4 protein-coding genes are annotated in these 13,543 nt (G+C 67.7%); 2 read left to right on the forward strand and 2 right to left on the reverse strand.

What is annotated here, in order from left to right; all coding sequences use genetic code 11:
* Positions 1-35 precede the first annotated feature (35 nt).
* Together AB0P21_RS19720 and AB0P21_RS19725 are read left to right on the forward strand one after the other, a co-directional pair.
* Entirely contained in the window at positions 36-3,431 is a 3,396-nt protein-coding gene (locus AB0P21_RS19720) for a helicase-related protein (RefSeq protein ID WP_363698503.1), read from the forward strand.
* 15 nt (positions 3,432-3,446) lie between these two features.
* Positions 3,447-5,285: a hypothetical protein gene (locus AB0P21_RS19725; protein ID WP_363698505.1), complete on the forward strand. Its 1,839-nt coding sequence runs from the start codon at positions 3,447-3,449 to the stop codon at positions 5,283-5,285.
* On the opposite strand, the gene AB0P21_RS19730 is transcribed toward AB0P21_RS19725, so the two are convergent.
* On the reverse strand, positions 5,257-7,458 hold the full coding sequence (locus tag AB0P21_RS19730) for an MBL fold metallo-hydrolase (RefSeq protein ID WP_363698506.1): 2,202 nt from the start codon (positions 7,456-7,458) through the stop codon (positions 5,257-5,259). The two genes, AB0P21_RS19725 and AB0P21_RS19730, sit on opposite strands and share 29 nt — an antisense overlap.
* Positions 7,455-13,526 (reverse strand): ATP-binding protein, encoded by a 6,072-nt coding sequence (locus AB0P21_RS19735; RefSeq protein ID WP_363698507.1) that lies wholly within the window; start codon positions 13,524-13,526, stop codon positions 7,455-7,457. Before AB0P21_RS19735 ends, AB0P21_RS19730 begins: the two co-directional genes overlap by 4 nt.
* Positions 13,527-13,543: the final 17 nt, after the last annotated feature.

Consider the following 13,543-nt stretch of genomic DNA (forward strand, 5'->3'; position numbering starts at 1 on the left):
TGTCCCTGCCAGATTCATTGCCAACAGCACCTTCCGTGCAACATCTGCACGCCCTGCTCGGCGTACTGGCCGACCATGTCGTCGATCGAGCCACCGGCGCGACCCTCGAGCCGGGCCGCCGTCTGTCCAACGACTTGCAGAGCCGGCTATGGCTGGGGATGCTCGCACCCGAGGCCCAGTTGACGGCCGACGCCCTGCGAGGGAACACTTTGTCCGGCAAGCTTGTGCCCGCAGCCCAGGGCTTCACCTTTCGCGTGGCCGCCTTGCCGGCGTCGCTGCGGCTCACGGTCGATGCTGCCGTCTACGTTCCCTTGCACCCCACGGTGACCGAACAACGTGAGGCCGCCACTGGAGTACCGGACGAAGATCCCGACGCACCGGTGCCCCAACACACCCAGCAGGGGTACCCACTCACCGTGGTGTGGGCCAAGACCGCCATCGAACCGGTGACCATCGAGTTCACCGTCGACGCGACCACACCGCGACGGGTGCGGATCGCCGAGACCGAACTGGCGGCCGCGCTCCGGCGCGCGTTGATCCCGCCGCCGGGATCGCAACGGCTCCGCCCCCGGCGGGTGATCAGGCCGGCCGGGATGCTGCCCCGGGACTCCGATCTTATCGACGAGGTCACCTGGGACCTGTACGCCGCGATGAACCTGGTCAGCCCCGCCGACCTCCAGCCGCCGGAGCTTCGGGCCGCGCTGGATATCGAGGTGGTCCCGAGCATCGATGCGGGCACCGAGATCCTGATCAGCGTCGTCAACACCACCGCGGTGAGCACCGCGCAACTCTTCGACGGCCACAACGCTTACGACCCGGCGAGCATCGACCTGCGTCTGTACGAAGTGAAGCTGTCCGCCGAGACGACCGCGGAACTCGCGCCGTACGAGCTGGAACAGGTCGCGAAGTCCTACCGGTACGACCGGATGGTCCCGGCCTTCGGGATCGCCTGCCCGGTCAAGGTCACGCGGTCAGGTGACGATTCGGCCACGCTTCGGATCGAGACCGCGAACGCCGCCGGGCAGGAGACCGGGCGTGTCCATCCCCGGGCCTGGCTCGAGTTGCCGGGCGCTGTGCCGCGCGTCATCGACACGTCGTTCGAGTCGTTGGTCAGCGATCCGGTGATAGCTGTCGACGGGCTGGTCAGGGCTCACCAGGCCTGGGTGGACCACCATTGGAGTCCGGTCCAGCTGGACCGGTTGCAAGCAGAGTTCGGGTGGGACGCGGCAGCCCGCGCGGAGGCCGATGCCGGTGCCGAGGCGGCTCGGCGCGAGGTCGAGTGGGTCGCTGCCGGACTTGAGTTGCTGCGCACGGACCAGGATGTACGCGATGCTTTCGTGTTGGCCAATCGGGCGATGGCCGCCGTTGCGGGCTCGGCGTACACCGCCTGGCGGCCGTTCCAGATCGCGTGGATCGTCGGCTGCCTGCCGGGAATGGTCGACCCCGCCACTCATCGCGACGTCGACATCGTCTGGTTCGCGACCGGTGGTGGCAAATCCGAGGCCTACCTGGGATTGATGGCGACGACGCTGTTCTACGGCAGACTGACCGGCGTCACCGCTGGAACGCAGGTCTGGGCTCGATTCCCGTTGCGCCTGCTGGCGCTGCAGCAGACCGAGCGCTTCGCCGCCGTGGTCTGCCAAGCTGAGCTGGTACGACGTGGTGACCAGCGAATCCGGTTCGGCGAATCCTTCGGTCTGGGGTATTACGTCGGTGGCGGCAACACCCCCAACCAGCTGTACGAACCAGGCGACAGGTACTACCGAGGCCTGGATCCCTACGCTCCCGAGACAGCCGAACGGTGCCGGATCCTCGAATCCTGCCCGGTCTGCGATCGGCCCCTGTCAGTTGCTTTCGACAAGGAATCCTGGACGATGCAGCACAGCTGTATCGGGATCGATTGCCCGCTGCGCGGTGTTCTTCCCTTCTGGGGCATCGATGACGAGATCTACCGCCACGCGCCGTCGGTGCTGGTGGGAACGGTCGACAAACTCGCCCTGATCAGCCAGAACAAGAAGTTCCGGATCCTGCTCGGACGGCCCGAAGGCCAGTGCCCGCAGCACGGCTACACCGTCGACCGGGAGAACAGTGTCCGGCGAGCACGGTGTTTCGTCGGCGGCTGCTCCGCCACCCCCGGTCAGGTACCGGCGGGGTTCGGCCACATCCGGCTCGAGATCGCCGATGAGCTGCACTTGCTCGAGGAGAGTCTGGGCGCCCTGGACGGGATGTACGAAACCCTTCTGCAGGGAATCTCCGAGGCTCTGGGCAATGCCCCGCTTCAGGTGGTCGGAGCGACGGCCACCATCGAGGGTTACCAGAACCAGGTGCGCCAGCTCTATCAGCGGCCCGGCCGGCGGTTCCCCGTCAACGGTCCGACCGTCAACGAGAGTTTCTGGGCGGTGACCCGGCCGGACGACCCACTCCGGAGCTATCTCGGCGTCCGCCCCCGCGGCGTCACCATGGTCAACGCGACCTGCGACATCGCGGTCGCGCACGCGTCCTGGCTCCAGCAGTTGCGCGATGATCCGGCCAGGGTGCTGACCAGAGCCGGTCTCGACCCTGAGGATCCCGACGTCCTCACCTCTGCCGCTGCAGCATGGCAGGACCTGTACGAAGTGATGGTTGCCTACTGTCTGCGCAACGAGGACCTGACGTCGTTCACCCGCGACAGCGATGTCCAGGATCTGCTCGCCAAAGACGTGAATCTGGCCACTATCAACGGTGACGCCTCACCAGCACATGTCCGGGACGCGGTCCGCCGGCTGACGAACCCGCCGGCCGATGCCGAGGACCGGGTCCGGATCATCGCTGCCACCCGGGCGATCGGCCACGGGTTCGACGTGGCCAGGCTCGGCCTGATGGTCGTGATGGGAACGCCCACCCAGGCAGCCGAGCTGATCCAGGCGTCCGCACGGGTCGGCAGACGGTGGCCGGGTCTTGTCGTCAACGTGATCAACCCGACCAGGGACCGCGACGCGAGTGTTCACCGGTACTACGCCGACTGGATCCGCTTCCTGGACCGGCTGGTGCACAAGGTTCCGGTGAACAGGGAGTCGCTTCCGGTACTGCGGCGGGTGCTGTCCGGCGGCCTGATGGCCTGGGTCCTGCAGGTTCACGACGCGTCCTGGCGGTCCGCCGCGACCGGGCGGAAGTCGTTGGCCGGGTCGGTGGAGTTCGCCGCTGCCGTCAACTCCGGTTTCTTCGATCGGCAGGTACTGATCGACGATCTGCGCGCCGGGTTCGGCATCTCACCCGATGAGCCCCGACACCAACTGCACCGTGCGGCGATCGACGAGTGGGTCGACCGGGAACTGCTGACACTGCCGATGGAAGCGAGAGCCGGCCAAAAGCTGGCTGCCCTGCTGCATCCCTCGGTTCCCCGGTCGTTGCGGGATCTCGAGGAATCCGTCCAGGTCTTCGGCACCGTCTAGGAGAGGGCGTCCACGATGACGACAGTGGAGATGGACCGTACCAACATCCAGGTGCTGTGGCGGCATCTGCCAGAGCAGCCGTTCAACTGGCAGGGGATCGCCTCGGTGATCGGCCGGCCGCCGCGGCAGGTGTCGGTCCTCGATGTCCACGAGGACTGGGTGGCGCCGATGCTGCACCGGCTGATCGAGCCGTTCGCTCTGGCTGCCGTACCCGGCTCAGGCGCAGGACTGGGGCTCGACATCATCGAGCACCGCGCCTTCGAGCTGGTGAAGGCCGAGAGCGGCCAGGCCGAGCGGTTCCCGAACACCTATCTGTGCCGTACCTGCGACAGTTTCCGCCGGGTTCAGCTGACGGACCCACCGCCGGGTTGTGCAGGGCACGGACCGATGAAGCAGCTGTCGTACGTCGAGGTCCACAACTGCGGTCACCTGGCGGAGTTGCAGGCTCCCCGCTGCGTCAGGAACTGTGGTGCGGCGATGAGGCTGTGCAACACCGACCGGTTCCGGACCGGCAAGTGGTTCTGGCTGTGTTCGGGGTGCCGGCAACGTTCGCGGATGCCGGTCGCGCGTCGGTGCCAAAGCTGTAGTGCGGGGAACGTCCAGGTCATTCGGGTGCCGAAGAGCTCGGCGTACTATCCGCAGCAGATCACGGTCCTGAATCCGCCGACTCGCACACAGTACGACGCCGTGTCGCACGACAGTGTGTACGCGGCAGCGATCGCACAGGCGCTCGAGGTGTTGCCTCCCGGCCTGGACGAGTTGTCGGCGGCGGGACAGGCGCCGCAGGATCCCGACGACACCGTCCGTCAGATGGCCGCCAAGCTCCAGATCACTGCGGACAACCCACTCTTCGAGGCGATGCTGACCCAGGCACGGGTGACCACCGGCCGAAGCCAGGCGTGGCGAGAGGAGGTCGACGCGCTGGAGTTGGACGGGGAGCGACTGGCCGCGCTGGGTGAGGAATGCAGGCAGCTGTCTCTCGCCCTGGACGCGGGCCGACTCACCGCCGGCGAGCTCCTGACGGGTGCTGCCGGCGACTCCGAACTGGTTGCGCGGTACCGGGGTTACCAGGAGTTGTTCGACCGGCACGGGATCTCCGACATCACCCTGCTGCGAGAGCTTCCGGTCGCGTTCGTGGTGGCGGGCTACACCCGGGGTTCCGATCGCGCGGTCTCCTCGACGCCGCGCGGTGACGCGATCGCGACCACTTTCAAGTTCTTCGAGCAAGGACGATCGAGCCGGTTTCCGATGTACGGGATCCGGACCGAGACCGAGGGACTGCTGGTCCGCCTCGACCCGCTGCGGGTGGTCGAGTGGCTTGTTGCCTCCGGCATCGTTGCCGATCCTGGGCCGAGCAGCGCGGCGGCGGCCCGGCGGTGGCTGTTCAGAGCCATCGATCCGGTGACGAGCATCTTCGATCCGCCGGACAACCAGATCAGCAAGGCGGTGCTGGCTCTGACCCACTCGGTGTCGCACCGGTTCATGAAGGCGCTGGCGGCCCGTTGCGGCCTCAACGTCGACTCGCTGGCGGAGTACCTGTTCCCGTCGAACACCGCTTTCCTGATCTACGCCAACACCCGCAGCGAGTTCATCCTCGGTGGGCTCGAGCACGTCTTCCGGTTCGACCTGGCCGACGCCATGGACGAGTTGGCGGCCGAGACCCGGTGTGTCTTCGACCCGCCCTGCCGTGAGGCCGGTGGCGGTGCCTGTGCAGCCTGCCTGTACGTGTTCGAGGCCACCTGCTGCCGCTTCAACACTGTGCTCGACCGCAATACGCTGTTCGGCTCGATCCCGCCGCCGCCCGGCGCCGAGAACCCCGCTGTGATCAGTTGGCAGGCATTCTGGCCTCGGTGACCTCACCTGCCTGCCAGACCTCCGTGGCCGGGACCGGTCGATGACCACGCTGCAGCAGTTTGCCGGCCAGCCCTTGCTGCTTGGCGGCCTCGCCGTGGACCAGCATCAGCCGTCCGGGACGCAGCCGGTCGGCGATGCTCACCAGTTCGGGTTCGTTGGCGTGGGCGCCCAGATGGAAGCTGTCGACCCTCGCCAGCACCTCGACGTCGTCCGGAGCTCCGTACCGGTTCGGAAGGGAGAACCTGCCGCCTCGTCCGCTGGGTCCGGCCAGCTCGAGCAACCGGCCACCTGGCGACTGAGGGTCCTGGTAGCCGACCAGCAGCAGCGCTGATCGGGAATCCGGCAGCACCCGTTGCGCCCAGGTGACCGCTGGGCCGGAGCTCAGCATGCCGGAGGTGGCGATCACGACACCCGTCTTCAGGCGGATCTTCTCGTCGATCGTCTTGCCGCGCTCGACCGCACGGACATTGCCGCCGAAGATCCGCAGCGGACCGCCCTTGGGACCGTCGTACCGTTCGTAGGTCTCGGTGATGTCGCGAGCAAGACCGTCGACCAGCACCTCGACATCCGGCAGGTACTCCGCGCAGATCAGGGCGACCTCCTGCGCCCGGCCCAGGGCGAAGGACGGTACCAGCGCGATCCCGCCCGCATCGAGAGTCGCGGTGACGGACCGGACGAAGTCCTTGACGACCTGCTGTCGCGGGTCGGCGCCTCGCTGCCCGGCGTACGTCGATTCCAGCAGAACAAGGTCGGCTGCGTGGGCGGAGGCGATCGGCTTGAAACCACCAACCGTCGCCTGGCCCGTGGTCGACACGTCACCAGTGACGACTACTCGTCGCTCGCCCGCGGTCACGACCACGCCCGCTGCCCCGACGATATGACCGGCGTCGAACAGCTCAATGGTCAAGGCGCCGACCTGCCGGGCGCGGTCGCAGGCGACCGGGTCGAGGCGATCTAGCGCGGCGTAGACGTCAGCCTGCGAGTACGGCGGCAGCGCGCCGCCCTGCCAGCGGCCGGTACCGACCTGGTCTTTCATCACCTTCGCGGAATCGTTCCACATGGTGGCGAGCAGATCGCAGGTCGCGGTGGTGGCAAGCACCGGGACCCGTGGCTGTTTGGCGAGGACGGCCGGCACCCAGCCGCCATGGTCGTTGTGCGCGTGGGTGACGACGATCGCGTCGATGGGACCGGCCAAGGCACGCTCGATTCCCGGTGGAGCCATCGACTGCTCGTCGACACCGGACGGCCTGGTGCCGCAGTCGATCAAGATCCTGGTGCCGCCGGCCGTGACCAGCACACAGGAACCGCCCACCTCGGCTCCGCCGCCGAGGACGTCGACCGTCAGCTGGAGCTCGGTGAACGCCTCCAGCCGGGGCGGCTGCGCGACTGCGCTCAGCAGCCGTGGCAGCCACTCAGCGACGCCTGCCAGGGCTGCTGGATCAAGGGCGCCGGTCAGGGATCGCAGGGCGGCTTCGCGAACCGCGATGGAGATCGGTGACTCGGGTTCCTGTTCATCCCGGGGGGTCTGCACGACATCGTGATCATCCACGCGCGGAGTCAGCACATCAGCCAGTAGTTGGGCGGCGACTGGGAGCTCAGTCAGCGACGATCGCAACGACGCCAGTTGCTGCTCGGTCGCCACCAACCTGGCCCTGGCCGTCTCGAGCTCCGACTGAAGGTCGGCGTTGAGATCGAACTGCCGTTCACGATCCAGCTCTGCCGCGTCCGCGCGGGACAGGGCCTTGTCGCGCTGGCCTTTGATCCGGCTGATCCGCTCTTGTTCCCGGTTGACTGTTCGCTCTTCAGCAGTAGGCCGCGCGGCCCTGCGATCTGTCCGGCGGGCATTGCGGGCCTGTGTCTTCGCCTGGTCGAGGAGCTTGCGGATCTTCCGGGCAGCGGCGCCCGCGGTCTGCGGATCGGCGTCGATCAGCTGTGCCGCCAGCTCGCCGTCCGGGTGCGACTCGTCGATCCGCAGATCCGTGCGCAGGTGTTTGCGGAGCGGCGCATACCCCTCGATGATCTCGAGCACCCGGTGCGCGCTGTGGGTGGTCAGCCGGTCGTCCAGCCCCGGTGCGCCGCGCTCGTCGGCCAACTCGAAAGCACTGAGCAGTACTGCGGTCACCGGCGTCGGAAGCAGGCCGACCGCAAGGGTGCTCTCGAATCCGGTCGTCATGCCCCGACCCCGATCCCGTCGACGACCCGGTGGGCCACGGTCAGCACCGGCTCGGTGGTCACCAGGTCGGCGTCACCGTCCACCGGCAGGATCGCCCCGACGATCTCCAGTGCGCGGAGCACGTCGGCGACCGAGTCGAGTCCGGCCTGCGTCACCAACGCCGTCACTTCCGGGTCTTCGCTGATCAGATCGGCGAGGTCGTCCCGTCGGGTCGGGTCGTTGTCGGCGAGAATCGCGGCGGCGGCGAACACCGCGGCCAGAGCGGTCGACACCTGGGTGTCAGCGCCGAGTCCGCACTTGACGACCAGATCCTTGGCGCCGGCTGGATCACCGAGGTGCTCTCGCAGTCGGGTCAGACCTTGCACCGGGGACAACGGGCGCCCGTCCGTGAGGCCGTTGAGGACGAACTCGACCAGCGTCGGCCACCCGCCGGTCGCCGCCAGCAGGTCATCGCGCTCGTCGCTGGTGCTGAAGGTGGCGTTGCTCTCGTCGCACCACAGCGCGATCCCTGGTTTGTCGACTCTCCCCAGAGCGACCAGCTGATCGTCTTCGTGCAGCCAGGAAGGCAGGGCGTTGGGGGTGAGCACGACGACCAGAATCAAGCCCTTCCTCGTCGCCGCGTGCGCATCCCGGGTCGCCTTCAGGACGGTGGCAGCCTGGGCCGCTGTGGCTTCGTGCAGGTTGACCAGCAGCATGGTCGGCCGGCTGATTCGTCCTGCGGCCGACAGCATGCTCTCCGCCGTACCGGCCGCGACCGACTGCACGTCGTAAGCACCTGCCCGGCCACGGTCGTGGTACTTCTGCAGGAAGACCGAGGTGCGGTCCGCGCCCAGGGCCGCTGTGCCCACGATCAGGTGGGTGGCTCCGGCCTTCTTGAACAGCTGCCCGACCTGGCGAGTGGTCAAAGGGGAGTGCAGACTGGTGTCGGGGATCGGCTCGCGGTACGAACCCGCGTCCAGCGAGGACGGCAGGGTCAGCCTGTTCTCGGCGTCGTAGAGAACCTCCGCAATGTCGTCGGCGGTTCCCAGCAGACGCAGTACGTACGGCGTACGCATCCGGTAGCGGCCGTTGTCCAAGGTCAGCAGCCCGAGATCGCGGCACTCGGTGACCAGGCCGTGCAGATAGTCGATCGGCAGATCGGCGAAACCTGTCGGCCAGTACTGCCGGCACTCGTCGGCCAGATCGGCCAGCCGGAGACCCTCGTCGATGCCGTGCTCGTGCGCGGCCAGAGCGATCGCGTGCACGATGACCTGGTAGCGGTGATCCAGGTTGAGCGTCAACGCGTACTTGGTCCGGAAGAGGTCGGCCAGTTCCTGGTTGTCGAGCACTCTGCTGATGTCCTCGTCGGAGACCGGTTGGGGTGGTCCCGATCCGACCTCGCGCTGGATGAGATCCTCGATCAACGCGCGCCCGAACAGTTGCAGCAGCGACGGAACGCTGTTGGTGGCCGCCAGAATCCGGGCGGTCTGGGCCGGCGCCTCCTCGAAGGTGAATCCCATCGCCGCCATCGGCCGGGTGATCAGGTCCTGCGCCGCCTGGGCGCGGAGCGGACCGACGACGATCGGCTCACCCAGGTGGGCCAACGGCTGATTGGACAGCGAGCTGAACCGGGAGGTCCGGTGCAGGCCGGCGAAGACGAACTTGACCCGGTGATCCTTCTGCTCCATCAGGCGCTTACAGGCCCCGACGTTGTCGAAGGCGTTGTCCACCGCGTCGGCCTGCAGGAAGTTGTCGGCTTCGTCGAGCAGGATCAGCAGGCTGCGATCGGAATCCTCTTCCAGCCAGTCGCTGATGGTCCGGATCACCGACTCGGCGGTGGCCGAGCCGGGATCGACGGGGCTGTGCCCGATCTCCGCGCTCCGCATCTCGGCCGCGACCTGGGGCCAGATGTCCTCCGGGTTGCGGTCGGCTCCCTCTCTGCGGATGTCGACCAGGAACGCTCTGCGGTTGCTGCCGTTGTCGAAGGTCCTCCGGGCGGCGCGCAGGAGGGCCGACTTGCCGAGCTGGCGGCCGCCCGAGACGAACGAGGATCCCTGCAGGTTGCGAACCTCCCGCAGTTCGTCGACCCGGCCGTAGAACATCTCCGGCGGAGTGTCTCCGGGGGATTCCCAGTAAGGACTCGCGGCCGTGAAGGGCAGCGTCACGAACGCCAGGGTCGACCGTGACGGATCGGGCTGACAGACCAGGTACGCCAGTACGGCCGCGTCGACCACGACCGCGATCGGATTGGGGCGGCCCCGCGCGGCGGTCGCCAGCATCCGTCGCTGCTGGCTACTCAGCGTTCCGGCCAGATAGAGCACCAGGACGGTGTTCTCCCGCCCGTCCAGCCAGTCGAGGATGGTGGCCGGCGAGACGGCCTTCCAGACCAGCAGGATCTGCAACGAGTCGTTGCCCGGTCCGCCGACGTGCGAGCCGAGAGCGGGAGTCATCGCCTTGCGGGCACCGTCGAGGGAACGGACACGGCCGAAGCGCCGATCGTCCAACGGCTTGTCCAACTCGCAGTCGCCCTGGAACTCCAACCCCAAGGCGCCGAGAATCGAGCGGATCGCCGACGTGGTGTGAGCTGCCTTGCTCTTTCCACCACGCCCTGTCTCGGCCACCGCCTTCCAGGCGCCCAGCGCGATCTCCGCGGTCGACCGGCCGGTGGCGGTGTCCTGGGCGGGGTCGCGTTCGGCGATCGAGAACAGTTGCTGGACCGCCTCGCTGGCCGGCGCGCGGCCGGCAAAGGTGGTGCGCAGATCCTCCAGGATGCGTGGGTTCGCGCAGACCAGGTCAGGAACGGCAGGGAAGAAACGCTGGAGATGGTAGTCGTCAGCCCGCTCGGTCGGCATGTCCTGCTCGCTGGCCAGCCGCTCCAGATACTCCTCGGCGCCGGTGACGTCGCCGCGCTCGATGATGGCCAGGAGCTTGTCGCGGTGCAGTGCGACCCTTGGATCCTCCTTGGCCTTGACCTCGATTCGTTCCCTCTCCTGGTCGACCAGGTTGCTGCGGTGCTTGTCCACCAACGCGGCGGTCGCGGCGATGGTGGCCCGGATGGTGGCGAAGTCCCGCCTCCCCGGCTGGCGGAGTGACTCGAGGTCGGCCAGCAGGGTGGACCAGACGGACTCGGGAAGAGTCTCGTCACGCCTACGGGAGTTGACGTTGTCGAACGCGGCCTTGAGCTCGGCTTCGACCGTCGTCTGAGTCGTGCTGACGTCCGCTTCCCGCTGGACCAGCAACAGGCTTCCGATCTCGGGATGACTGCGTTGCGCCTCGGCGACGACCACCTCGGTGAGATCGTGCTCGTTGCGACCGGACCGGATCTGGTACAGCTCGTCCAACTCGGCCCGGCGGCGGCCGGCCAACAGAACTGCGGAGTTTTGCTCCAGGCTGCCTCGATCGGTAGGTCCGCCGACCGATTCCATCAACTGCAGCGTGCGCGGCTCCAATGCCAGGTCCAGGGTCAGCAGCTCGCTGCGGACGGCCCAGGCCCTCGACGGCTCCTTCCCGGTCGGTGGCCGTCCCTCGATCGCGGCAAAGGTGTCCGAGAGCATCCGCCCGGCCGCGACGACCGAGGCCGCGGCGTACCGGCCCTCCGACGTGGTCTCGTCGCACTCGGCCTCGAGCCGGCTGATGTCGTCGTCCACCCTGCCACGCAGGTTTGCCAGGGTCGATCTGAGTTTTTCCAGCGGCCGCTGGCTCCAGCCGTCCGTTCTGGACTGCTCGTGCAGATCGGCGGCCGCGGTGGCCGAGGCGGCCCAGCTGCCCGCGATGGTCAGCACCTCGTCCATGCGCTTGATCAGCGTCTGCCGTGCACCCGCCTCGATCCGGCGGGCTCTGAACCTGTCCGACGACACCATGGTGTAGGTGTCGTCGATCAGCCGGTCCGCGGTCCGGCGCAGTTCGACGATCGTGGTCTGTACCTGGCGGGCGGTCAACGCGTCGTTCGCGATCACGGCGGTCAGCAGCGTGCCGAGCACGCCCTCGGCCGACATCCAGCGCTTGTAGACGTTGTTGGCCGGGGCGTATTTGACCGACCGCTGCGGTGCGACCGCGAACAGGTCCTCGGCCGCACGGACGGCGTCCTGGACGTTGGCCAATGCCTGCTGCTCTGCCTCCAGCCGTTCACCGCGATCCGTCACGGCGATGGCGCCGTTCAGCGAAGCGGTCGCCAGCTCGGAACCGAACTCCTTGAGACCCGGGTAGTCGTCGACCCGGCGCGCGAGTTCGAGCAGCACCTGAGCAGCAGCGGAGGCGGGTGCCAGGATCGAGACCCGAGCGGCTGCGGCCCAGGCGAGCAGTTGTCCCGACTGATCACTGCTCAGTGCATCGCGGGTGATCAGCGGCTGGTCTTCGGCGAACGCAGAGGCGAGGTCACCGGTCGGCGAGGTGAGGTAGGCCTGATAGGCAGCCAGACGCCGGGCCGCGGCGTGCGCCGGCGTGCGGTGCAGCAGACTCGCCAACCCGAACCGTCGCGCGCTCAGCAACTGAGTCTCAGCTCGGTGGAGTACCTCGTGGTCGTCCGCCGAATCCTCGGGTGGATCGGCGACATCACTTGAATCCTCGTGACGGCCGGCGCCGATGTCGTCCTTGCTTCGCTCTGCCTCGGGCCGCGAACCCCGCACGAACCGGTCGAAATCCTCCAGGTCGAAGTCGTCGGCCGTGCTCGCCCCCAGGCCTTCGTCGACACTGGTCGCGGTGTCGGTTTCCGGGTGGTCGTCGCGCCCGCCACTGAGCTCGCCGCCGGCAAGCTCGCTGCCGGAATCCGGTCCGTCGGCCGCGGCTGGAGCTACGTCCGTGGCATCGTTGTCACCCGACGAGCCGGAGGCGATCTCCGCTGCCTGCGGGGCCAGCTGCAGATGCCCGTAGTGCGCGGCGTCGATGAGCCGGTGGGTCTCCGGCGGCAGTCCCTCCCGGATGACTTCCAGCAAGGTGGTGATCGTTGCGAAGTCCGTACCTCCGGCAGGATTTCGGCCGATCTCCGCAAGTTCGGCCAGAGCGGCCAGCCCCGCAACGATCTCGGCCGGACCGTCGCCGGCGAGTGCCGTCTGCGCGAGCGCGCGGACCTGTTCCATTTGTCCACCGAGCTGATCCGGCGCGGTCGCTGTGACCAGGGCCTCGATTCGCCAGAGCTCCGCCGCTTCGGTTTCCAGAGCGTCGAGTGCGGAGGCGATGCCGTCGGCACTCGACTCGACCGATGACTGTGTCACCACGGAGAGCCGATCGCACAGATCGTGAACACGCCGGACGAAGTCCGTGAGCAGCTCCGTCTCCGTGAGCTCCGGCGCCTCTCCGGCCTCCAGCAGTTCGGTCACCCGCGCCGCCGCAGCCGCCGTCTCTTCCCAGTCCAACGTGTCGGCATCCAGGCGCAGAACCTGCAGATCGTCCTCGGAATCCACGGCTTCCGGCTCCTTCGATTCCGTCGTGACAACCTGGACCAGGTCGTCGAACGAACGCACGGCGATCGGCAGGTCTTCCTGCTCCTCCCGCAGTGACCGGTACGCCGCCTCAACCTCGCCGTCCTCGAAGGCGAGCAGGGAGACTGCGGGCAGCCAGTCCGGTGAGCTCAACGCGACGACGAACAGTGCATGAGCGTGGCTGACTGCCGGAAACCGGGCGAGCTTGCCCATCGCCTGACAGAGCACCGGATTGGACGCCGCGAACGCTGCGACCTCGTCGAGACCACCCGTGAGGAGCCGGGTCCACTGCGCACGGTCCAGCCCGGGGCCTTCGAAGGACCGAACGAAGCCTGAGACCAGGTGAATGGCAATGGTGGGTGTGCCTTGGTTCTGCAGCATGCTCAGAAGGGCCGAAGCCATCCCGCGATTCAGCTTCCGGGTCGATCGCGGGAGGCGAAGCACGAACTTCAGCTCGTTCTGAGAATCACGCGGTGCCCTGAGCAACAGCGTGAACACCTCTTCAGGGGTGGTCTTCGCGAACACCTCCGCGATCCGCTCCTTCAGGACCGCGTCGAGTTCGGCCGACCTGGCCGGCCACGTCGTGATCGGCGAAGAGGCTGCGGCCTCGGCCAGTCGTTGATCGGCCGGCCGGCCGGACCGGGAACGATGTCGGCCGCCTCGTGAACTCATGCCACCCCCGCCACTGC

Source organism: Kribbella sp. NPDC056861, assembly GCF_040687575.1.
GTDB lineage: Bacteria > Actinomycetota > Actinomycetes > Propionibacteriales > Kribbellaceae > Kribbella.

Coding starts and splice junctions, on each gene's coding strand:
- AB0P21_RS19730 (WP_363698506.1), bottom strand. CDS start 7,458: ATGACGACCGGATTCGAGAGCACCCTTGCGGTCGGCCTGCTTCCGACG.
- AB0P21_RS19735 (WP_363698507.1), bottom strand. CDS start 13,526: ATGAGTTCACGAGGCGGCCGACATCGTTCCCGGTCCGGCCGGCCGGCC.
- AB0P21_RS19725 (WP_363698505.1), top strand. CDS start 3,447: ATGACGACAGTGGAGATGGACCGTACCAACATCCAGGTGCTGTGGCGG.